This is a genomic window from Sporomusa sp. (assembly GCF_057736855.1).
In genome coordinates, this window is sequence record NZ_JBYKYF010000004.1 from 1 (window position 1) to 22600 (window position 22600).

General features: G+C 42.0%; 19 protein-coding genes. 8 read left to right on the forward strand and 11 right to left on the reverse strand.

Going from position 1 to position 22600, the window contains the following annotated elements:
- Positions 1-554 precede the first annotated feature (554 nt).
- Together mnmL and AC29Z1_RS00580 are read right to left on the reverse strand one after the other, a co-directional pair.
- Positions 555-1511, reverse strand: coding sequence for a tRNA modification radical SAM protein MnmL/YtqA (mnmL, locus tag AC29Z1_RS00575; protein WP_488269530.1), 957 nt, complete (start codon positions 1509-1511; stop codon positions 555-557).
- Complete coding sequence (locus tag AC29Z1_RS00580) at positions 1495-3252, reverse strand: B12-binding domain-containing radical SAM protein (RefSeq protein WP_488269508.1); 1758 nt, start codon at positions 3250-3252, stop codon at positions 1495-1497. The genes mnmL and AC29Z1_RS00580 overlap by 17 nt, the downstream gene beginning before the upstream one ends.
- 190 nt (positions 3253-3442) lie before the next feature.
- Between AC29Z1_RS00580 and AC29Z1_RS00585 the strand changes: the two genes are divergently transcribed.
- The 6 genes from AC29Z1_RS00585 to ligD (AC29Z1_RS00610) all read left to right on the forward strand — a co-directional run bounded on the left by AC29Z1_RS00585 (position 3443) and on the right by ligD (AC29Z1_RS00610) (position 9557).
- The gene (locus tag AC29Z1_RS00585) at positions 3443-4225 is read left to right on the forward strand and encodes an N-acetylmuramoyl-L-alanine amidase family protein (protein ID WP_488269509.1); all 783 of its coding nucleotides are present in this window, start codon (positions 3443-3445) and stop codon (positions 4223-4225) included.
- Between the two features lie 180 nt (positions 4226-4405).
- Positions 4406-6217 (forward strand): oligoendopeptidase F, encoded by a 1812-nt coding sequence (gene pepF / locus AC29Z1_RS00590; protein WP_488269510.1) that lies wholly within the window; start codon positions 4406-4408, stop codon positions 6215-6217.
- Between the two features lie 128 nt (positions 6218-6345).
- On the forward strand, positions 6346-6642 hold the full coding sequence (locus AC29Z1_RS00595) for a zinc-ribbon domain containing protein (protein WP_488269511.1): 297 nt from the start codon (positions 6346-6348) through the stop codon (positions 6640-6642).
- A 132-nt stretch (positions 6643-6774) separates the two neighbouring features.
- The gene (ligD, locus tag AC29Z1_RS00600) at positions 6775-7764 is read left to right on the forward strand and encodes a non-homologous end-joining DNA ligase (RefSeq protein ID WP_488269512.1); all 990 of its coding nucleotides are present in this window, start codon (positions 6775-6777) and stop codon (positions 7762-7764) included.
- A 16-nt stretch (positions 7765-7780) separates the two neighbouring features.
- Positions 7781-8644 (forward strand): non-homologous end joining protein Ku, encoded by an 864-nt coding sequence (ku, locus tag AC29Z1_RS00605; RefSeq protein WP_488269513.1) that lies wholly within the window; start codon positions 7781-7783, stop codon positions 8642-8644.
- Complete coding sequence (gene ligD / locus AC29Z1_RS00610) at positions 8634-9557, forward strand: non-homologous end-joining DNA ligase (RefSeq protein WP_488269514.1); 924 nt, start codon at positions 8634-8636, stop codon at positions 9555-9557. The genes ku and ligD (AC29Z1_RS00610) overlap by 11 nt, the downstream gene beginning before the upstream one ends.
- Positions 9558-9602: 45 nt before the next feature.
- Here ligD (AC29Z1_RS00610) and pckA read toward each other — a convergent pair whose 3' ends face one another.
- The 6 genes from pckA to AC29Z1_RS00640 form a co-directional block, all read right to left on the reverse strand.
- Positions 9603-11177, reverse strand: coding sequence for a phosphoenolpyruvate carboxykinase (ATP) (pckA, locus tag AC29Z1_RS00615; protein ID WP_488269515.1), 1575 nt, complete (start codon positions 11175-11177; stop codon positions 9603-9605).
- Between the two features lie 204 nt (positions 11178-11381).
- Positions 11382-12884: a threonine synthase gene (gene thrC, locus AC29Z1_RS00620; RefSeq protein WP_488269516.1), complete on the reverse strand. Its 1503-nt coding sequence runs from the start codon at positions 12882-12884 to the stop codon at positions 11382-11384.
- 51 nt (positions 12885-12935) lie between these two features.
- Entirely contained in the window at positions 12936-13598 is a 663-nt protein-coding gene (locus AC29Z1_RS00625; RefSeq protein ID WP_488269517.1) for a B3/B4 domain-containing protein, read from the reverse strand.
- A 36-nt stretch (positions 13599-13634) separates the two neighbouring features.
- A complete protein-coding gene (ybaK, locus tag AC29Z1_RS00630) occupies positions 13635-14108 on the reverse strand; it encodes a Cys-tRNA(Pro) deacylase (RefSeq protein WP_488269518.1) in 474 nt (157 codons plus the stop codon).
- A gap of 41 nt (positions 14109-14149) precedes the next feature.
- Positions 14150-15226, reverse strand: a complete 1077-nt coding sequence (locus tag AC29Z1_RS00635; RefSeq protein WP_488269519.1) for a DUF362 domain-containing protein — start codon at positions 15224-15226, stop codon at positions 14150-14152.
- Between the two features lie 136 nt (positions 15227-15362).
- Positions 15363-15620, reverse strand: coding sequence for a CPF_0552 family protein (locus AC29Z1_RS00640; RefSeq protein WP_488269520.1), 258 nt, complete (start codon positions 15618-15620; stop codon positions 15363-15365).
- 181 nt (positions 15621-15801) lie between these two features.
- On the opposite strand from AC29Z1_RS00640, the gene AC29Z1_RS00645 reads away from it, so the two are divergent.
- Both AC29Z1_RS00645 and nadE read left to right on the forward strand, forming a co-directional pair.
- The gene (locus AC29Z1_RS00645) at positions 15802-16878 is read left to right on the forward strand and encodes an HD-GYP domain-containing protein (protein ID WP_488269521.1); all 1077 of its coding nucleotides are present in this window, start codon (positions 15802-15804) and stop codon (positions 16876-16878) included.
- Positions 16879-17182: 304 nt separating this feature from the next.
- Positions 17183-19072: an NAD(+) synthase gene (nadE, locus tag AC29Z1_RS00650; protein ID WP_488269522.1), complete on the forward strand. Its 1890-nt coding sequence runs from the start codon at positions 17183-17185 to the stop codon at positions 19070-19072.
- A gap of 72 nt (positions 19073-19144) precedes the next feature.
- Here the strand turns inward: nadE and AC29Z1_RS00655 are convergent, their stop codons facing one another.
- The 3 genes from AC29Z1_RS00655 to AC29Z1_RS00665 all read right to left on the reverse strand — a co-directional run bounded on the left by AC29Z1_RS00655 (position 19145) and on the right by AC29Z1_RS00665 (position 22482).
- Complete coding sequence (locus tag AC29Z1_RS00655) at positions 19145-19513, reverse strand: hypothetical protein (protein WP_488269523.1); 369 nt, start codon at positions 19511-19513, stop codon at positions 19145-19147.
- An 18-nt stretch (positions 19514-19531) separates the two neighbouring features.
- Positions 19532-21082 (reverse strand): hypothetical protein, encoded by a 1551-nt coding sequence (locus AC29Z1_RS00660; protein WP_488269524.1) that lies wholly within the window; start codon positions 21080-21082, stop codon positions 19532-19534.
- Between the two features lie 80 nt (positions 21083-21162).
- A complete protein-coding gene (locus AC29Z1_RS00665; protein WP_488269525.1) occupies positions 21163-22482 on the reverse strand; it encodes an SH3 domain-containing protein in 1320 nt (439 codons plus the stop codon).
- Positions 22483-22600: the final 118 nt, after the last annotated feature.

Below are 22600 nucleotides of genomic sequence, written 5' to 3' on the forward strand. Positions count from 1 at the left end.
ACAGATAATCATAATAAATAAAAAGGCTATCGACAATACTTTGTCGACAGCCTGGGACATCGCATCAACGATGTCTAGCAATAGCATTTAATATATTCTTCAGTCAAAGCATCTAGTTTTTGATACATTTCATTAATTGTACTTGTAGTAAAATTAAGTTCTTTCAGGTCATTACTATGAAGCAGAGATGAAAGTTTATCTATCTGCTCTAACAGTTGAAGCTTTCTCATTATGAATACTACACTCTCCTTACATTTCAAATGCAGTATAATATTAACAACAATAGTTATCTTTGTAAATGCCTTTATAAAATTACAGAAGAGTAAGTTTTTTTATATAATACGCTTGGCTTCTTTAAAAATTAAGTTATACTTCTGCTGCTGGTTAGATATGATACAAAAAGTAAGGCCGCTCTTACCGTTTCTGTGAGCATCAAAATCATAGAGCGGCTTATTCATCAATCAGTGAATATATAAAATCATCCACAATTTAGGAAAGACAGACTATTTTTGTGCTAGGATAAAATCAACTCGTTCGTAACGATCTGTTTTTGATTAGAGAAACTTTTTTACTGCCGAGCCGTTTAAATAGGTACACTTTTTGCCTTGCCACGTATCGCGCGCCACTAATTCGCCTTCAATCGTTTCGCGTATTTTCCACCAGCCAGTCTGCCAATTAGTAAACAGAGTATTGGTTTCTGGCGCGCGACCAATTAGGCGTTGAATTACAATATCAGGGTGAAGATACTCCAGGAAGGTTACTACCCTTTCTACATATTCTTCTTTACTAATAAGTGTAATCTCACCTTTTTGATACCAGTCGGCCATTACTGTGTTTTTTACAATATAGAGAGCATGTAATTTAACCTGATTGACTCCCAGAGCTGAAACTATTTTTGCACTTTCAATCACATCAGCCATACCGTCCCAGGGGAGGTTTACAATGAGGTGAGCGCATACATCCATCGACCAGTATTTGATTCTTTGAGTGGCATCAATAAATTCAGCCAGCGTATGACCACGATTAATCTTCTCTAATGTATGATAGTTAACGGTCTGCAACCCCAATTCAATACTGATATCCACTCCATACTCATCTCTGATAGCAGCCAGCATCTCCAGGTAGCTGTCATTGACGCAATCAGGCCTGGTAGCTAGCGCAATAGCCACAATATCTTCTTCCTGACAGGCCTCAATGACATGATGTTTTAGCTTATCTACTGGTAAATAGGTATTGCTGAAATTCTGAAAGTAAGGAATAAATTTTCTCGCTTTATATTTTGGCGCAATATGCGCCTTGTTAGCGGCTATCTGGTCGCTGACAGACAGCGAAGCTGGCAGGTTTTCATAACCTGCGCCAATTTCGCCGCAAAATACACAGCCATGATAACCGCATTGACCGTCACGGTTTGGGCAGGTTACCGGCAGGCTAATCGGTAGTTTATATACCTTCTGTCCATACCGCTTGCGCAGGTATTCGGAATATGTATTATATCTAACTCCAGAAGTCATCATGATGAATCACCTGATAAGAGGGTTTTACATTCTGATATGAGAAAAGCACTGCGACTTCTCGACTGATCAAACTTTCTTTCCCTTGTAAATAAGAGGGAATATCTACGGAAAAGACTTCAATATGATATCGCTTTTTAATATCCCGCCATGTCGTAAATTCATAGTCAGGCAAATAACGGCGGACACGATCGCTATCGCGCCAAAAAGCCGTCTTAGCTTCTGACCACTTATCGGCAGTTGCCTGATGCAGTTGGTTCCATGGCAAAAATTCAGGCCGGATCGTCCCCATCTCGCTCATCAGCGCATCGAACTTCAAAAACTCCTGACATTCGCGCAGCACCTGAGGAAAGAAGGTCGCGCAAAAATCAGCTAGATACTTATATATAGTCTTAGCACTGTGAGCAACCAGATGGTAGCCACGTTCTTCCCAAAAACAGGTTAATTGATAATAAAAATCAAAAGCGCCTCTGCCACTCTTAGTAATAAGCCATGGCAGCGTATAACGGAAACGCCCGGTATTATATACTTGTTCAAAAACTTCTTCTAAAATCTTTAGTTTTCTAATCTGACTATAATCCATATAGTTATTTGCTAATACTTCGTACGGAGCGCTGTCCATGTAAATATATCCGTGGTCAACAGAATTCCGCCTAATGCCAGAACCCTTGAGCAGCTTGAGAAACCCAATCTGCAGCATATCTGGCTGTAACTGGTAAACATCATTAAATGATTTGGCAAATTTGCTGATGGTCTCATAGGGCAAGCCCACAATCAAATCTAGATGGAGATGAATATTGCCATAGCCCCTGATTTGACCAACATGTTTAACAATTTTGGGCCAATTGTTATGTCGTTTGATTACCGCTAATGTTTGTTCATTGGTTGATTGAATACCTATTTCGAATTGAAACCTGCCAGGCGGAACATCACGTAAAAATTCTAATACTTCATCATCCCAAATATCGGCCGCAATTTCAAAATGAAAATTAGTTCGGCAATTTTGTGCGGCCAAAAACTTCATGATTGGAAAGTAATGATCTTTGTGAGCATTAAATGTGCGGTCAACAAACTTAACTTGTTTAACATCATGCTCAATAAAAAAGGCAAGGTCACGCAATACTCGCTCCTGACTAAAAAACCGCACGCCGGAAGTAGCACTTGACAGACAATATTGACAAGCAAACGGACAGCCGCGCGAACTTTCGTAGTACAATATTTTGTCTTTTAAGCTCTCCATGTCTTCGTGACTGTAAGGAAAAGGAATATCATCAAGATTGGCGACTAATTGGGGTTTAGCTGCCGCTAGATTGTTCCGGCAAGCAACACCTGGAATATCCGTAACAGATCCCTTGTTATTCAGCGCTGTAAGTAAGGCTGCCAGTGTTTGCTCACCTTCACCTAGAATAATATAGTCAACAGCATCATGCTGGAGCAAAATATCTTCCGGCTGATAAGAAACCTCCGGCCCACCTAAGACAATAACAGCATTTGGCTGTACTTTTTTAATTAATTTGGCCAACTCCAAACTGGCCTCAATATTCCAAATGTAACAGGCTAAACCAATTACATCCGCCTGCCAAGGATAGATATCACTCAGTACTTCCAACAACCCATTATTCACGGTATATTCACGAACCATTATATCATGTCCGTCACGTTTGCAAAAAGCAGCCAAACACCTTAGTGCTAACGATGAATGAATATACTTAGCATTTAATGTTGATAACAAAATTTTCATAGCATGTCTCCGTTCCTTAATCTCCCTGCAAGTATAGTCGTTTCATGACATCTTGTCAAATTCCTGCCGCCAGTTTGTACCCGTCGATTCACCTCCTAAAATAGCTCTGCATAGGATAGAATAAGAAAAAACTGGGCTTATGACAACTTTGGTCCACTGTTTAAAGGCAAACATGAGGATGGTGAAAATTATGCGGATTATGATTGATGGGCGTTATTTGCCTGGCAATGCCCGCGTTAACCGTGATCTATTAATAACTCTTCGTAATATGGCCCAAATGCTCAAATGGGGAATTCGCTATGATGCCCAACGCGAATTGGTTCTTATCAATTCCAAAGACTCATCTATGCCGCCCCTGCCAATCGATAATCCTGCTGACGAAAGAAGCGAGGATGAAAATACCCGCCTAGCCGGCAAAGTAATTTGCATTGATCCCGGTCACGGCGGCAACGACCCTGGAGCCCTAGGTCCGACAGGTACCAAAGAAAAAGATAATACATTGGCTATCGCCTTACTGCTCAAAGAAAAACTTGAAAAAAACGGAGCTACTGTCGTCATGACGAGGGATACTGATACCGAGGTAGCCTATGCTGCCGCAACATCAAAGGAAGAACTGGGAGCAAGAGTGGAAGCCGCCCATCAGGCGGAAGCAGATATTTTTGTTGGCATTCATAATGACTCCTTTACCAGCCCTACTACCGCCGGCACTACTACTTTCCACTATGGTGATAAAGAGTCAATAAAACTGGCCAATTTAGTACAACGCAGCTTAGTTGAAAAACTAGGCACCAAAAACCGCGGCGCACGGTTTGCCAGCTTATATGTATTGCGTTATACCAACATGCCGTCAATTCTTGTGGAAGTAGCTTTTATTTCCAATCCGGTTGAAGAAATGTTATTATCCAGTGTAGATGGACGTGATAATGCCGCAGAAAGTATCTGTGAGGGTATTCTCAAATACTTTAAAGTATAATAAGTATAAAAGCCAACAAAGAACCTGCTATGTTTGGGTTGTAACCCGTCTGAAAGCAGGCGAATCAGCAATAAAAAATATTCTGTGCAGGGGCATGCCAAACCAGGAAATACCACATACTAGCCCTAATATATATACTTTACATTGCAGATTCAATGATTGAAAGGAAGTGTCTTATGTATGACGAAAACGTCTAAATCACTGCCAACTCGCGATGAAATACCATCTGAATATAAGTGGCGAGTAGAAGATATTTATACTAACGAACAATCATGGCAAACCGATTTCGATAAGGTAAAAAGCTCCCTGCCTGACTTTAGTAAATATCAAGGAACCTTATCCCAATCACCAGAACAGCTTCTTGCTTGCTTAAAACTGCGAGATGAAATCAATATTCTGGCCGGCAAACTATTTGCTTACGCCCGTTTGCAGCGAGATGAAAACTCAGCTAACGCCAAATATCAGGCCCTCGTTGGCAAGACTGAGGCTTTGCTTGCTGAAATAGGTGCCGCCACTGCTTTTATCGAACCCGAGATTCTCGCTATGCCGGAAGATACGCTATCCGCTTTTCGGCGTGAACCGTCATTGGCTGAATACAGCTTTTACTTTGGCAATCTGCTTCGTCAAAAACAGCATGTTTTATCCCCTGCCGAAGAAGAAATCTTATCCCGCGCAGTCGAAGTAACTCAAGCTTCCGAAACTATTTTTAATATGTTGGCCCATGCCGATATGAAATTTCCGGATATTACCGGTGAAGACGGACAAAAAATAACTCTTAGCGAAGGCCGTTACCGTTTGCTCATCATGTCATCAGATCGACGTGTTCGCCAGGAAGCCTTTACCGGACTATTCAGTTCCTATAATAACTACCGCAATACCTTCGCCGCTACCTTAGCCGGAAATGTTAAGAAAAATATTTTCTATTCCCGTACTCGAAAATATAATTCCACTCTAGAGTCCGCCTTATCGGAAAACAATATTTCGGTAAGTGTTTATGACAATCTGATCACCACCGTTAATAAGAACTTGGAACCGCTCCATCGCTATATAGCCCTTAAGAAAAAAGTATTACAGCTTGATACTATCCACATGTATGACCTTTATACGCCTTTAGTTCAGACAGTAAAATTCCACATCCCTTATGACGAAGGAATAAAATTAGTACGCGACGGCCTTGCCCCACTCGGCTCTGAATATGCCGATATCCTCAACAAAGGTTTAACCTCCGGCTGGATCGATGTTTATGAGAATAAAGGCAAACAAACTGGCGCCTATAGCTGGGGCGTCTATAGTGTCCACCCCTTTGTCCTCTTGAACTATAATAACCGACTTGAAGATGTCAGCACCCTTGCCCATGAAATGGGGCATGCGATTCACAGTTATTACAGCCAGAGCACTCAACCCTACGCTACTTCCCAATATTCCATTTTTACTGCGGAAGTAGCTTCTACTACCAATGAAATCCTATTAAACGATTTCCTTTTAAAAACAACAACCGACACACAAAAAAAGCTATACTTAATGAATCAATATCTGGAAATGGTACGCGCTACCGTTTATCGCCAAACTATGTTTGCTGAATTTGAGAAAAACATGTATGAAAAAGCCGAAAGCGGTGAAACACTCACAGCCGATTTGCTTGACAGTATGTGGCATGAGCTTAATGTCAAATACTATGGTCCTGAAATCATCGTTGACAGTGAAATCGATGTAGAATGGGCCCGAATCCCTCATTTCTACTGGAGTTTCTATGTATATCAATATGTCACCGGCTATGCGGCGGCAACAACGTTAGCAGAAAAGCTGCTTCATGGCGACGCTGGTGCCGAACAACAATATATTGAGTTCCTCAAGAGTGGTGGTTCTGATTACCCGCTCAATATCCTGAAACAAGCTGGCGTTGATATGTCCACACCCCAGCCTATTGAGCTTACACTTAACAAATTCTCCCATATGTTGGATGAACTAGAAAAATTAATATCCAAGTCTTGACAATTAAATGCCTACAAGGTATATTGTTAATATGACAAATATAATTGCTCTCGATGGCTAGCAAGTATGTCTTGACCAACCGACAGGCAATTGTTGCGTCAAACACAATTAATGGAGGTTGGTTAGACATGGAATTTAAAGATAAAAACCTTTCCTGCAAAGAATGCGGCACCACTTTTATTTTCACCGCATCAGAACAAAGTTTTTACGCTGAGAAAGGGTTCCAAAATGATCCTTCCCGCTGTCCGGACTGCCGTGCAGCCAGAAAACGCCAAAATAATAACCGTGCAGGAAGCACCACACGTCCGCAACGTGAAATGTTTGATACTATTTGCACCGCTTGCGGTATTGAAACTCAGGTTCCATTCCGTCCTACCGCCGGAAAACCTGTCTATTGCCGCGAGTGTTACCAATCCAATAAATAATACCCATTGTCCATTGAACAGGCCGGATCATTCCGGCCTGTTTTCTATTGCCGGTTCGTGCCAACTTACTGTGTAATATATTTACTTTCTGCTGCAAAAACTAATGATAAACTACCCAATTATGAGGACATCATGCCAATAATTAAGCCAATGCTTGCCAAAGCAGGCTCTTTACCTATTACCAATGAAAATGAATACGGCTTTGAAATCAAATGGGATGGCATCAGAAGTATGTTTTATCTGCAAGATAAACAGTATAGACTGATGAGCCGCAACCTCAAGGATATCACTAGCCAATACCCCGAACTTACCGTATTGGCTACTGAGGTAAGCAACAAACACACAGAAATAATTCTTGATGGAGAAATTGTTGCCTTTGACCCTGCCGGACTCCCCTCCTTCTCACGGCTGCAACACCGTATGGGCTTATCTAATGACAGGGTCATTTCTGAAATGATAAAAAAAATTCCTGTCCATTACATAATTTTTGATATCTTATCGCTTGACAATCAATTGCTTATCACCAAACCATATACCGAAAGACAGAACATCCTGGCAAGCCTTATGCTTACAGGTGCTCACTGGAAAACTCCCGGCTATCGTATCGGAGAAGGCCAACACATGTTGGCTGCCAGCCGTAAGCTGGGACTTGAAGGCATTGTTGCCAAACGTCTGGATAGCGCTTATCATCCCGGGAAACGTACTGGTGACTGGCTGAAAATCAAAAATCAGTACCGCCAGGAATTAATTATTGGCGGTTGGGTACCAGGGCAAGGAAGTCGACATGGTAAGATTGGTGCCCTGCTTATCGGCTACTATGATCTGACACCCGAAGAAGCCAAAGCCCGTAATGTTCCTCAGCAATTACTTTATGCCGGAAAAGTGGGTACCGGTTTTACCCAGGATACACTGCAAACCTTAGCTAAACTCTTAACACCGCTACAGCGAAATACTAACCCATTTTCCCAAGATATACCTGTTACAAATGCCCATTTTGTTGAACCCCTATTGGTGGGAGAATTTGAGTTTACCGAGTGGACCCCTAACCATACTCTGCGACATCCCTCCTTCAAAGGGTTACGCAATGACAAAAACCCACGCCAAGTAGTCCGCGAAGAGTAATTTGGAGGTAATGCGTATGCCCCGCCCTATCTGGATAGGCGCAATTAGCTTCGGCCTTATTAACATTCCAGTAAAACTGTATACCGCTGTACGAAAAAAATCTATTCATTTTAATCAATTGCGCAAATCTGACGGTTGCCGTATTCGTCTGAAAAAAGTCTGCCCAGCTGATGGAGCTGAAGTACCTGCTGAAAATATTGTAAAAGGCTATGAAATTTCTCCAGATAAATATGTCATCGTCACCAATGATGAGTTGGAAGCCATCCAACCAAAAAATGCCCGTACCATCGCTATTGAAGATTTTGTCAAACTTAATGAAATCGACCCACTATACTATGATAACTGCTATTATCTCACTCCTGACAAAGGAGCCGGAAAAGCCTATTCCTTACTGTTGACTTCCATGCAAACCACTGGTAAAGTGGCGATTTCGCGAATCATCATGCGCAATAAAGAATACCTTGCCGCTATCCGGCCTGTGGGCAAAGCACTGGCCTTATCCACCATGCACTTTGCTGATGAGATAATTCCCCTTGAACAGCTAGAAGATCTCCCAACCGATGTGCCTGAGCCTAACCAAAAGGAACTGGCCATGGCCGAGCAACTGATTGAGACACTGTCAACCGAGTTTGAACCTGACAAATATCACGATAATTACCATCAACAAATACTTGATATGCTTGAGAAAAAAGCCGAAGGTCAGCTAGTAAGCAGCCAACCGGAAGAAAAAGAAAGCGGTAAAGTCATTGACTTGATGGCAGCGCTCGAAGCTAGCATTTCGGCCATCAAAAGCAAAACCGTTAAAGACCAAAAAATCGTCTCTGGCAAGGCTAAGAAATCACTCGCACCTTCCAGGAGGAAAAAAGCCAGTGTCCAGTGACAATCAACACAAAATAAGTATTGAAGTAGCCGGCCGCAAGTTAAAGGTCAGTAATCTTGATAAAGTATTGTATCCAACAACAGGTTTTACTAAAGGACAAATGCTAGACTATTATATCCGCATTGCGCCGCTGCTCCTGCCGCATCTTGCCAACAGGCCGTTAACTATGAAACGCTACCCGCATGGTGTGCAGGGTAAGTTTTTCTATCAAAAAGAATGTCCGCCCCACCGCCCTAGCTGGGTCAAAACGATTCCGGTATGGAGTGATAGTAATAACCGATATATTCATTTTTGTAATGCTGCCGATTTACCCACCATAGTGTGGGTTGCCAATCTGGCCGCACTGGAACTGCACACTTCCTTATCGATAGCGCCAGCAGTAAACCAACCTTCCCTGCTGGTGTTTGATCTTGACCCTGGTCCGCCTGCCACCATTTACGATTGTGCCCAAATCGGACTGCTGCTTAAAGACTTTTTTGATAAGTACCAATTACAGAGCTTCCCAAAAACGTCAGGCTCCAAAGGTCTGCAAGTATATGTACCACTTAATACCCAAATCAACTATGAGAATACTAAAAATTTCGCCCGGATACTGGCTACCCGTTTACAGGAAAAATACCCTGACAAAATCGTAGCAAACATGAAAAAACGGCTACGAACAGGCAAGGTTTTTATTGACTGGAGCCAAAACGACGAACATAAAACAACCGTTTGCGTCTATTCACTTCGCGCCAAAGACCGCCCCACGGTTTCCACGCCAGTAACCTGGCAAGAGGTTGCCCGCGCCGTAGAACAACAGAATCCTGATCTATTAACATTTGAAGCCGCAAAAGTATTAGAAAGAGCTAGTCAGCTAGGCGACTTATTTTCTCCGGTGCTCACCCTAAAACAAAAACTGCCAAGCATAAAGTAGATTCATAAAGAAAAGTTATACCTGCTACTAAACAACAATATTGACTTACTCAGCTTTGGGTCCGGCAGCAATCATTTCCGGCGGCATAGCTTGTTTAAAACTATTAAAGTTTTGGACAAACGAGCGGGCTAACTCCCGTGCTTTCTCATCATACGCCGCTTTGTCCGACCATGTATCACGGGGCATAAGAATTTCAGCCGGTACACCTGGGCAGCTTTCCGGAACAAATAGATTAAATATCGGATCAAGTTGGTAGGAGACTTGTTCTAACTGTCCTTCTATGGCAGCCGTTACCATAGCCCGGGTATAGGAAAGCTGCATACGCTTACCTACTCCAAACGGACCGCCTGACCAACCTGTATTAATTAAGAATACCTTAGTATTATGGCGTTTAAGTTTCTCACCTAAAAGTTCAGCATACCGAAGCGGTGACAACGGTAAAAACGGTGCACCAAAACAAGCGGAGAAAGTAGCCTGCGGTTCTGTAATACCCCGTTCTGTGCCGGCTAATTTACTGGTATAACCTGACAAGAAATGGTACATAGCTTGTTCAGTATTCAACCTCGCAATTGGAGGCAACACACCAAAAGCATCAGCCGTTAAAAATACAATGGTTGTAGGGTGCCCAGCCATGCCAGGTATTAGCGCATTGGGAATATACTTAACAGGATAGGCAACACGAGTATTCTCAGTAATAGAATTATCAGCAAAATCCGGCATCCGGGTTGTTTGATCAACAACTACATTTTCTAATACAGCCCCAAAGCGGATAGCGTCCCAGATCTGTGGCTCAGTCTCATATGTAAGACCAATGCATTTGGCATAACAACCGCCTTCAATATTAAAAATTCCTGTATCACTCCAGCCATGTTCGTCATCACCTACGAGTTTGCGCTTCGGGTCAGCCGATAACGTTGTCTTGCCTGTGCCGCTCAATCCAAAAAACAAGGCTGTATTTCCATTTTCACCAACATTGGCCGAGCAATGCATAGACAAAATATTCCCCTCTGGTAAGATATAATTCATAACCGTAAATATTGATTTTTTCATTTCTCCGGCATAGTGAGTACCACCAATAAGAACCAAACGTTGTTCAAAATTTATAACGATAAATGCCTCTGAATAAGTGCCGTCAATAGCCGGATCGGCTGTAAATCCAGGCAGGCAGATCACTTTATAATCGGGTGTAATCTCCAGTTCTTGTGTTTCAGGACCAATAAATAACTGCTGGACAAATAGATTCTGCCAGGTAAATTCATTAACAAATTGCACACTGATACGATGTTTAGGATCAGCACCGGCAAAACCTGTAAAAATGAACAGTTCACGGTTTTGCATATAAGCAAGCATACGATGATATAACTGAGTGAATTTCTCTGGAGAAAATGGCTTATTATTATCCCAAGCTATGTTTTGATGGACAGAAGGTGAATCCACAATAAACTTATCATTAGGCGAACGCCCGGTATATTTACCTGTTGTAACCCGCAGGGCACCACTGGCAGTTAATTGTCCCTCACCATTTTTTATCGCTATTTCGATTAACTGTACCGGACTAAGATTATAATGTACTTTCCCGCGCATGCCGATATACCCCTTTCCCTTTCCAATCACTGTCATTCACTTATATTGTAATATCAAACAGTATACTATATGCATACTGTATACAAAACAAGTAGATTACATAAATATGTATATATTTTAGTTATAACATATACTATTTTATTAATAGTATATGTTATAACTAAAAGAAAACTGCCATTTCCAAGCTAATGTACTGCAAGAGTAATATAAAGAAGCCTGGGATGGCAGTTGTTGTTTACTTTATTCTGTTATATGCAAGGTTGCTTTCACTGCATTAGGCATTTCTTGCTTACTACACACCGTCGTATGGCGGATAGGCTTGTATTCCAATTCAGCCAGCGCTGATGGAATTGGCAAACCAGTCAATTCAGCCAATTTCTTCAGTGCTGCAAACTCGGACTGGGATTTTAGTTTTTCATTCCCTGCTAAAGCGGCAAGCACCGTTTCATTAAATTTAAATGGACTGGCGGTTGATACAATCACAGTTGGTGTTGTATCGCCTGATTGCTGACGATAGTCTTCGGCAACCTTCCAAGCGACTGCAGTATGAGGATCAAGCGTATAGCCATACGCTTTCTGAACCCGACCAATCGTGACCACCGTTTCAGCATCATCCACCCAGCCTGAAGGGAATATCTCCTGTATGGCCTGTAATTGTTCAGGACTAATACTGTATTCTCCCTTAGTATTTAGCTCATTCATCCAACAGCTGACTTGTTCCGGATTATTGTTACTCATGTGGTACAGCAGGCGTTCCAGATTGCTTGAGATAAGAATATCCATAGAAGGTGAATGAGTTTTGTAAAATTGACGATTGCGGTTATATACACCGGTTTTGAGAAAATCAGTCAGTACATTATTACTATTTGAGGCGCAAATCAGTTTATTGATAGGCAACCCCATGCATTTGGCATAGTATCCGGCAAGAATATTGCCAAAATTACCAGTGGGCACCACAAAGTTGACCGGACTGCCAAAAGCTATATGGTTGTCCTTCACTAAATCAGCATAAGCACTAAAATAATACACAATTTGTGGTACAAGCCTGCCCCAGTTAATCGAGTTGGCCGACGACAGCTTGTAGCTGTTTTTGGCAAGTGTTTTATTAAATTCCCGATCATTAAAGATATGTTTAACCCCAGTCTGAGCATCATCAAAATTGCCTTTTACCGCAACTACGGTAAGGTTAGACCCCTCCTGGGTAATCATTTGCAAACGTTGAATTTGGCTTACGCCATCCTCAGGATAAAACACGATCACGCGTGTCTGTTCAACATCCTTAAATCCTTCAAGTGCCGCTTTGCCGGTATCGCCAGATGTCGCAACCAATATAACCATTTCAGCCTGCTCATCAATCTTTTTGAGTGCACAAGATAGAAATCTTGGCAAAAGTTGCAACGCCATATCCTTAAAAGCACTTGTCGGTCCGTGCCACAACTCCAAAGCGAACATGTCATCAGTTACCTTGGTCACAGGGGCTATGGCAGAGCTGGCAAATTTTCCGCCGCTATAGGCACCAGCGATACAACGGTTTAGTTCATCACAAGTATAATCTGCTAAAAATAGCGCGAGAATTGCCGCTGCCCGTTCTTGGTAACTGAGCGGAATTAGATTGGCTAATGCTGCTCTGTCTATCAACGGTATAGCTTCTGGCACAAATAAGCCTCCATCGGCAGCTATTCCTTGGGCGATAGCCTCCGCTGCCGTTAGTTTTTCAGCGGCACCACGTGTGCTAACATACATATATAAAGTTTCTCCTTCCGAAAAAAGAATGGTACTTCAGCCACTGTTATCCTATATAATACACTTTCCTGTTACCTTACCGCAATTATAACAAACGAACATATTGCCAGCAAAGTCAAGCATACTGCTTAATTCCTCGGTGCTGACACTTTCATCAGCATAAATAACTGACAACAAATTACGGGTTGTCAGGGTAACAGCCGTCCGGCGTGAGTCAGAAGTCGGATTGCCAAATGCGCCCTTATTATCTGTTAAAAATGGTTTATTATCAGTTGATACTTCTTTACCAGCAATATTGATATAACTTCCGGCTTGATCCCGACGGTAAACCACATCACCCTCTATTTTGTCTAAATCATATAATCCAAAGGGCAATAAATATTTAATGGAGCAATAATTATTGACATCTACTGCACTATTTACATAGTACAAATCTTTTTTTTGCAATACCCGGCGTACCAAGGCCTCTGAAGATGGACGATAACGAGATGGATCAAAATCAAGCTTTTTATACATATTACGAACTGCCAAAACCCGGGGAAGCTTTGGCAAAAGATCCAGGTTGCATACCTTGGCTACTTCTTGCTGCAATTGGACAAATTCCTGACTTAAAGCTGGTGGCGTTCCCCTGACAATCACATCACTAATTGTCAAATATCCCAAGCGGCAGTTGGGAATAACCTGACGAATGCTTTCATGAATAATAATTTTCATGGTAAATAATTCCTCCCCGGATCAAATAAATCAGTTTTACTCGCCGCGTGCTATCAGACACAGGCGGGCATTTACCGCCCGCACCAGGTCATCAGGAGCCAAAACAATCTGGCAGCCGCGAATACCAGCGCTAACAGCGATTACCGACCATTTGGCGGCACTTTCATCCAAATATACCGGATAGCGCTTTTTGGGCCCTAACGGTGACATGCCGCCTCTTACATATCCGGTAAGTGGCTGCACCTCTTTTAAAGCGACCATTTCTACCTTCTTATTACCGCTAGCAACTGCTAAAGCTTTAAGATCTAATACTGCATCACCAGGGATACAGGCCATAAGAACACCAGTCTTATCCCCTCTGGCAACCAATGTCTTAAATACCTGGTTATGCGGCATGTTTATTTGGTCAGCAACATGTTCAGCACTTAAGTCAGTTTCATCAACCGTATATTCCCGCAATTCATAGCTAATTTTCAAGCCATCTAATATTCTGGCAGCATTTGTCTTCATCTAGTATTCGTTTGCCTCCACCAAAACTACTACTGTAGTTATCAATCTTCAATGGTAATCAGTTGATATTCCAACGAACCCATGCCAATTTTGGCAGCATGGTTAATTTGAATCATTGCATCATGGTGAGCATACGCTAATTCTGCCAGCGTTTTACCGTGTGCCTTGGCGGTAAGATCAAGTGTCGCCTTATCAATAGCCACTGGATCGCTTGATGCTAAAATACCAATATCCGGAATCATTTTGTGCTGAGTGGTATTAAAACAATCGCAATCCTTCGTCATATCAATAAGAACATTGAAATAAAAGCATTTACCTGGTTTGTCAATAACACTGCCATATGCATGTTCGGCCATACTCCGTTGCATATACCCTGACTCAGCATTCCAATCATATTTTACAGCATCAAACCGGCAGACAGCCAAACATTCACCACAACCTATGCACTTTTCTGATAGAATAAATGCTTTACCATCCTGTTCAATTATAGCATCTTGTGGACACCACTTAATACACTTTTTGCAATATTGACATGCTTTACTATTCACCTCAGGCAGCATAGCCGAATGCTGACGCATTTTACCCATACGGCTAGCCAGACCCATGCCAATATTTTTTATGCACGCCCCCAAACCAGCAGCCGGATGCCCAGTCGGATGGGAAACAACCAATAGACAATCAGCACTTACTATTTCTCTGGCAACTTTGACTGTTTTATGAAGTTCGCCATTAATTTCTACTTCAATTTCGGTATTACCAGCCAACCCATCGGCCATTATAAAAGGCGCACCGACATTTTCGATACTAAACCCGTGGTTATGGGCATGCAAAATATGCTTAACGGCATTCTCGCGTTCCCCTTTATATAATGTAGAAGTTTCTGTAAGAAAAGGTTGTCCTCCCAAGTTTTTAGCCTTTTGGACCACTTCTCTGATTACTTCTGGTTTGACATGGGTGGTATTTTTCTTTTCACCAACATGTACCTTTATTGCAACAAAATCATTGCGGCCAATCACTTGTGCCGCACCTGATGCATCAAAAATTTTCGCCATGGCCTTTGCCTGTTCGGCAGCGGGCAGTGAATCGGTAACTGGAACAAAATATACATTAGCAGCCAAATGTAATCCCTCCACAACTGTATTTTAAATTATATTTTTTATAGTGTTATATATTTTTTCACAGTATAGTATTCTTTCCTCAATTTGTCAATAAATGAATACGGACGCGGTAGGCCGCGCCCGTATTCATTTATATTTAATCTAATACCATGTATTTTACTTTTACTTCAGGTATTTGCTTAAGTTCTTGTTCCATCTGATTTAGTGGTACATCGTCCCCGCATAACTGCAGTAGAATGATCCCACTATTCGAACAGGAACTAACGCCAGCATCATGAAGGCCTAACCGTACCCGAATGTAACACCCGTATTTTGTAAGTACATCCTGAACCTTTACAGCAGTTTCCAGACGATTCCCTTGAATAATGGCCATGATTGTAGTACAGTTGGTCATTACACATATCACCTCCCTTTATTTTCTCTTTACTAGTTTAACCTCAATCGACAAAAATCCTTCTCCCAACCAGCAATAAACAGAAAAAATTAACAACAAATTTAAAGGATTTTTTAACACTATGTTGAAATTAAATTGTTAGCATATTTTAGAAGTTTCATTTCCAAATTGCGAGGTAGCTATGAACGAAAAACCTGACGAAAATCGTAAAATCATTGAACAATCGATTGAATTTCTTGTCCCCGGGATGGAATTAGCCCGGGACGTTTACTCAAGTGATGGAAAAATATTATTTAACAAGAACAACATTCTCAGCCAACATAATATTCAAAAACTAAGCAATTGGAAAATCCAGAAGGTATTCATCTATGCAGAAGTAGCAACTTCTAATCCTATTACCGACCCTAAACTCCAGAAATTTATCAATACATACAACAAGTCAGTTCCGGTGGTACAAAAAGCCTTTAATGATATACGATTAAGTCAGGAAATACCTATTGACACATTGTCCGCAACCGCTACCGACATAGCGACCAATGTTGCCGAAGCTGGTAATGTCATTGATAGACTGTATAACTTGCCTCCCTGCGATGATTATACTATGTATCACAGTGTCAATGTCAGTGCCATCTCAGCGCTTATTGCTATTTGGCTGAAGTATCCACCAGAATCGGTGAATGCCATCTCACTGGCAGGATTGCTGCATGATATAGGCAAATCGCAGCTGCCACCCGAGCTGTTACATCAACCCAATAAGTTATCCCCCGAAGATTATGAACAATACAAACAACATGTTGCCTATGGCTATGATCTTGTAAGTAAAATTCCTAACATCTCACAAAGCATTAGTGCTGCTGTTTTCCAACATCACGAACGACGGGATGGAAGCGGCTACCCTGGAGGGCTTACTGATGATTATATTCATCCTTATGCCAAAATTGTAGCTGTCGCTGATTTATATGATGAAGCAATGACCATTAACCGGGAAAATCCCCAGGCAATGTTAAGTCCGTATATTAGCCTGCAAAAATTACGCGACACCATCAACAAGCTTGACCCGAAAGTATGTATTACATTTCTGGACAATATGACTAATTTTTTATCAGGCAACCGAGTGGCGCTTACAGATGGTCGCCAAGGCCGTGTAGTATTTATTAATAAAGAACAGCCAGCCTTGTCTATGGTTCAGTTAGATAATGGAACTGTGCTAGATCTAAGCGAAGAAGAAAATCTCAGCATCTATTATATAGTACGTTAATGTAAACAAGGCTTGCCGCCAAAATTTGGCCAAAATGTAAAGTTGTTGTGCCTCAGACGAAGGTTACGTTTTTGCTTACAATTAATAGCCGCCATGTGGCGGTTCTTTATATTGCCTGCTTTTGGGTTCATTTTGCCGGTAGTATACTCACCTTATTCATCATAATATCTGCCGATATGATTACCCTAATGATATAAACTTGTAAATATTAATACAGTCTTATACTAGAATTCAGAAGGACAAGCACCCTCTGGCAGCGAAAAGAACACTGCATGTCATTTGTACGATTTGAGGTGAAGAGTTTTTGCTCAAAATTGCATTAGGTCAAATGGAGGTAATTCCAGGTAGGCCGGATTTAAATGCTGAAAAAATGTTATCGATGATTGCTGATGCCTGTAAGCACCAGGCTGATATTATAATCTTCCCGGAAATGGCTATCCCCGGCTATCTGCTAGGAGACACCTGGGAACAGCAGGCTTTTTTGCGCGATTGTGAAGCTTGGGGCCACAAGATCATTGCAGCCTCCCAAAATATCTGTATTATTTTCGGCAATGTGGCCGTTGATTGGAGCAAACATGGCGATGACGGACGGGTACGCAAATATAATGCCTGTTTTATTGCACAAGCTGGACGTCTCGTCGACATACGCATTAAAACACTGCAGCCAAACTACCGTGAATTTGATGACACACGGCACTTCTTCAGCCTGCGCAAGCTATCACTCGAACGCAAAGAAAAGGTAGAAAAATTAATACAACCAGTCAAATTAACCATTAAAGAGAAAGAATATGTTTTGGGCTGCATTATCTGCGAAGACGGCTGGAGTGACGATTACAGCATTGATCCCGTTGCCGCTCTCGTTGCCAAAGGCCCACTTGACTTGATCATCAATATCTCCTGTTCTCCATTTACATTGGGAAAAAACAACAAACGCAACCGAGTATTTTCTAAACAGGCCCGGGAAACCAATACCCCCCTTATCTATGTTAATAATACCGGTATTCAGAATAATGGTAAAACAGTATATACCTTTGATGGGTTCAGTACCGTATACAGCAGTGAAGGTCAAATTATTGCCTGCTGTCAGCCATTCACCGAAACCCTTGACTTTATTGAGCTTATGACAGAATCAGGTGGTCGGAATCTTCCCCGCGTTAGCGTACCTGACGATTCTAGTATTGCAACTTTGTATCAGTCTCTCAGTTATGGCATCAAGAAATTTATTCAGTCAATCGGTATGAACAAAATTGTTATCGGTATCTCTGGCGGTATAGACTCCGCGGTTAGCGCTGCATTATATGCGAATATTCTCCCCCCGGAGAATATTCTGCTGATTAACATGCCCAGCAGGTTCAATTCACAAACAACCAAAGATTTGGCCTATCAATTAGCCCACAATCTTGGTTGCCTTTTTGCCGTAATACCGATTGAGCAATCAGTTGAGCATACGGTTTCCCAAATCAGCAGTACACCCATTACCAATCTGAGTACTGGTGAAAAGCACCACTTAGAAGTCTCTTCTTTTGTACTGGAGAATATTCAAGCCCGTGACCGTTCTGCCCGCATTTTGGCAGCAGCCGCAGCAGCTTTCGGTGGTGGTTTTACCTGTAATGCCAATAAAAGCGAACTTACGGTCGGTTACTCCACCCTCTATGGAGACCAAGCTGGATTTTTAGCGGCGCTAGCTGACTTATGGAAACATCAAGTTTATCAATTGGCTCATTATCTGAATAACAGCATTTATGGCCGGGAAGTCATTCCTCAGTCAGTCATCGATTTAGTACCAAGTGCCGAACTTTCCTTCGACCAGTCGGTAGATGAAGGTAAGGGCGACCCCATTATCTATCCCTATCATGATTATTTGTTTCGTGCCTTTGTAGAATACTGGGACCGAGTTACGCCGGAAGATATTCTAATATGGTATAGCCAAGGTACTGAAGTATTGGAACAAAAACTAGGCTGTCAAACAGGCCTAATTAATCAGTTATTTCCGGGACCTCGCCCCTTTATTGAAGATCTGGAACGTTGGTGGCGTCTCTACACCGGTATGGCAGTAGCCAAACGAATTCAAGCTCCCCCGGTATTAGCTATTAGCCGCCGTGCTTATGGATTTGACCATCGCGAAGCCCAAAACACCGTCTATTTTACACAAGAATATCAAAAAGTAAAACAATCGCTATTAGCTTCTTATTAAACGCCAATACACCATTACGGTGCAAAAACCGCGGACAGCTCATCTGGATATGACTGCCCGCGGTTTTTAATTCTACATTTTACTTTTTCTTACCATCTGAAATAACCAAGCACCAATAAATACGGCGGCAACTGCCAACGAAATAAATAACAGTACAGGTAGGAAAAAGAATACTAATATTGCCAAAACGGCAGCTATCAGCAACTTGCCAGTCCAGCCAGAAGAACCAAACGATACATTAACATATTTCACCCGTGCCCGGTTGCCAGTGTCATAACCGCGATACTGACCTCGGGTACTGCTACTTTCTTCTTCAATAGTAATTCCGTTGAAATTATCGCGTTCCTGACGACTTAACACCGTAACCGCCAATTCATGGCCGCAATGCGGGCAATTGTCTGTACCGTTTTGGATTTTCCCATAACAGTTTGGACATTGCATCTCTACCCCTCCTGATACTTAGTGCAAATCATAGAGCAAGGAAATCATACCTTCTTCACTTAAATATCTTGGATCGTACTTTTCCAGTTTTAATACCTTGAAGATTTTACTCCGATTTGCACTGATACTGGGTTTGGAAACTGCCAGCTCGGCAGCCAATGTATCTGCCATCGGCAAATCAACTTCAGCTTCATTAATCTGAGAAAAAGCATAGATAGCAGCAGCAGCCCACGCAGACGGCTTTCGAATCGTTACAGCGGCCATGTTAGAAAAGTCTTGCCATAATTTTTGTGTCAAAATCACGTCGTGTATGGAATAGCCTAATTTCCGCATAGTACTTGCGATTATATCCAGCACCGCAGTATTCACAGATTTTTCCCCGGTTACTGGTTGAGGAAAATTTCGTTCAACCTGCGCATATGAGGTAACATTGACTCTAGCCCAAGTAGCCAATAAATCGATGGTGTGGCGTATCGCACTGGCATGCCTGCTAACAAAGTCGTCCCAAGTAGCTCCCGGTTGTTGTATTTCCATCATAGCCTTTTGGCGGGTAATTTCTTCCTTAATTCGCCGGCGCAACTTACTGCTGATTTCAACACTGGTAATGAAATTAATCATGATCAAATCCCGGTCTTCTTCTTGCAGAAAAATGTGCCCATAAAATAGCAGCTTTTTCATCAACTTATAATCTAAATTGGGATTGGGAAGACGAAATTTTTCATCAGTTAAAAGATTAACACACTCAACCCAGTCCTGATTAATTATATTTTCTACATAAAATACTGTAAACTTGGCCCCCAAGAGCTCTTGCAAAATATTTTGTTCTTCAATAGTCAGCTTATCACTGTAATCAATCTTAAATTGAATGAGTGGTGTCCGGTCATTGGCTAACAAATGATAATCAAACAAAAAATAATCCCAAAATCCCAGCCAAAACTCATCATCAGTTTCATCTCCAGGTATTTGTCCCAGTGGCCCCAAATATAAAGCAAGCGCGCGTTCAAAGTCTTCAATAAAATATTCTCTTTGAAAATAGGCGCTAAACTTAAGCATTAGATGCTCTACCGCTTCGCCAACAATCCGGCCAATATCCTTAGGCATCGTCAGCGGCGGTTTTATCGGAAGTTCTCCTTGTTCATCCACATCTTCGATAAAGCGAAGTTGCCTGCCTCCAGTCATAAACTCTATCGCCTGCTTGAGCTGTGTTGTATTAACAATCAACTTTCGCGCAGCCAAATAACTGTAAAATTCCTGAAGTACATCAAAAAAATGTTTTACTGTCTTGATATTCGGTTTAAACCCATCCATCTGCACAATAATCCACTCAACCGCAAGACTATATTCGGCTGCGGTAAGCTCGTTGAGATCGGTATCACCCGAATATATTAAATACGATATGAATAGTTGAAGATTGTGCCAGATATCGGTTAGCACTTCATCACTGGCTCCCTGCCAGGCTTTTTGGCGCAAAAAGCCTTCAACCCACTCGCGCTTTATCGCCGATTCCCATTCTGGTTCTATATCAAAAAAGACTCGAACCTCATCATAAACATTTTTTATATTGGTCATGCTACATAATAACTCCTTTAAATACATTAACGAACCTAATTATAACACGTTTACCTTCGCTAAACTAGTATTATAGTTTTTTATTGGAATTGTTTACCAGAGGTTAATACGTCGATAAATTTCTTCCCGTTTTTGAGCGGCAAAGATACATCGCTTACTACAACACGCATGATCGGTACACGACCATTGGCAGAGTTATAACCGCCCAAAGCGTGAAGAATGTACGGCCTTCCCTCATACTCGCCCAAATATAGCATGGCATGTCCTGGCATATATAAAGCAGCACCCGGCTTCATCCCGGCGAGTTGGCTTACTCTATCTTGTCCTGTAAACTTGACAGTACTACCAGGCGCCATCTCCTGTTCATCAGCGTTGCGAGGCAATTTGAACCCAAAACTGCGATATACATCAAGTATTAAAGATGAGCAGTCCCAGCCTCCATACATCCCGCCCCAGCCGTAGCGCTGTCCTAGTAATTTGAATGCCTGAACTATAAGATTGGTTCTGGTATAAGGCAAATATCCTTTCACCAAGCCATCTTTCGCTGCTGGCACTAACTCAAATACCAGTGTACCATTTGAACTGCGTGCAGGCAGTTTGACAACATAACTTTCCTTGACCGCTAGCTGGTCAATAAGCATTGGCGCAAGTTGCCTGTCAGCTAACATCAGTTTCGCCCCCATTGCAAACTCCTGTTCACCGACAATCACTTTACTGTCAGTAACAGTTACAAATTCTGGCGAATTGATGTATTCTAACCATTGCTGCCGACTGACAGCAATAGCAACCGTATTGGCAGGTATCCATCCCCGGTAATTATAGCTTTGAACATAATACCAGGCTCTGTCTGCGCTCTCGTGCAAAAGAATAATTGGTTCAGCCGGATCAAGCGTTGTTTCCTGCATATTATCAAACTCGCGGTCATTACTTTGGCTTGTTACACAATCCGCCGTAGGAAGTGTTCTGATGCTTGTCCTGCTGACGGTAAATCCGTAGCGCACTTGCGTAACGGCAGCAATACCTTGTAAGTTACACTGCGCTCTTAGCTGCCGGTAATACGCGGCAGTAGCCAATTGTCCATTTATGTATTGTGGTGTATCTGGCAACTTGTCATCGACCGCAATCAGGCGCACCAATTCTTCCCTGGTTAACATAGGCGGATACTGGCGCAAATCGTACACCAAATCAGGCAGTTTCTGCATAACAGCCTGATTATAGCTGTCAATTTGGCTTTGATTCATAATCACTTCGTCCGGGTTTTGCAAGTTCTTAAGCCAAAAATCAGCCTCATGCATAGCAGGCAAAACATTGGGCAGCCTATACCCGCTGCTTGCCTGAACTACCGGCGGTATGATAGTATTTAATACCAAAATTAAAAATAATACTAACACTTGCTTCACAGTTTCGTTCCTTTCCTCACCAAGCATGATTAAGTAAAGTGTGTTTACCGGTTGAATAAAACTACCTGACAGTACAACATTTATTTACATTATACTATATACAACAAAGATAAAAAAT

Bases quoted from the DNA above. Each gene is read 5' to 3' on its own strand.
- mnmL (WP_488269530.1), bottom strand. From the start codon at position 1,511: ATGACTTCTGGAGTTAGATATAATACATATTCCGAATACCTGCGCAAG.
- AC29Z1_RS00580 (WP_488269508.1), bottom strand. From the start codon at position 3,252: ATGAAAATTTTGTTATCAACATTAAATGCTAAGTATATTCATTCATCG.
- AC29Z1_RS00585 (WP_488269509.1), top strand. From the start codon at position 3,443: ATGCGGATTATGATTGATGGGCGTTATTTGCCTGGCAATGCCCGCGTT.
- pepF (WP_488269510.1), top strand. From the start codon at position 4,406: ATGACGAAAACGTCTAAATCACTGCCAACTCGCGATGAAATACCATCT.
- AC29Z1_RS00595 (WP_488269511.1), top strand. From the start codon at position 6,346: ATGGAATTTAAAGATAAAAACCTTTCCTGCAAAGAATGCGGCACCACT.
- ligD (WP_488269512.1), top strand. From the start codon at position 6,775: ATGCCAATAATTAAGCCAATGCTTGCCAAAGCAGGCTCTTTACCTATT.
- ku (WP_488269513.1), top strand. From the start codon at position 7,781: ATGCCCCGCCCTATCTGGATAGGCGCAATTAGCTTCGGCCTTATTAAC.
- pckA (WP_488269515.1), bottom strand. From the start codon at position 11,177: ATGACAGTGATTGGAAAGGGAAAGGGGTATATCGGCATGCGCGGGAAA.
- thrC (WP_488269516.1), bottom strand. From the start codon at position 12,884: ATGTATGTTAGCACACGTGGTGCCGCTGAAAAACTAACGGCAGCGGAG.
- AC29Z1_RS00625 (WP_488269517.1), bottom strand. From the start codon at position 13,598: ATGAAAATTATTATTCATGAAAGCATTCGTCAGGTTATTCCCAACTGC.
- ybaK (WP_488269518.1), bottom strand. From the start codon at position 14,108: ATGAAGACAAATGCTGCCAGAATATTAGATGGCTTGAAAATTAGCTAT.
- AC29Z1_RS00640 (WP_488269520.1), bottom strand. From the start codon at position 15,620: ATGACCAACTGTACTACAATCATGGCCATTATTCAAGGGAATCGTCTG.
- AC29Z1_RS00645 (WP_488269521.1), top strand. From the start codon at position 15,802: ATGAACGAAAAACCTGACGAAAATCGTAAAATCATTGAACAATCGATT.
- AC29Z1_RS00655 (WP_488269523.1), bottom strand. From the start codon at position 19,513: ATGCAATGTCCAAACTGTTATGGGAAAATCCAAAACGGTACAGACAAT.
- AC29Z1_RS00660 (WP_488269524.1), bottom strand. From the start codon at position 21,082: ATGACCAATATAAAAAATGTTTATGATGAGGTTCGAGTCTTTTTTGAT.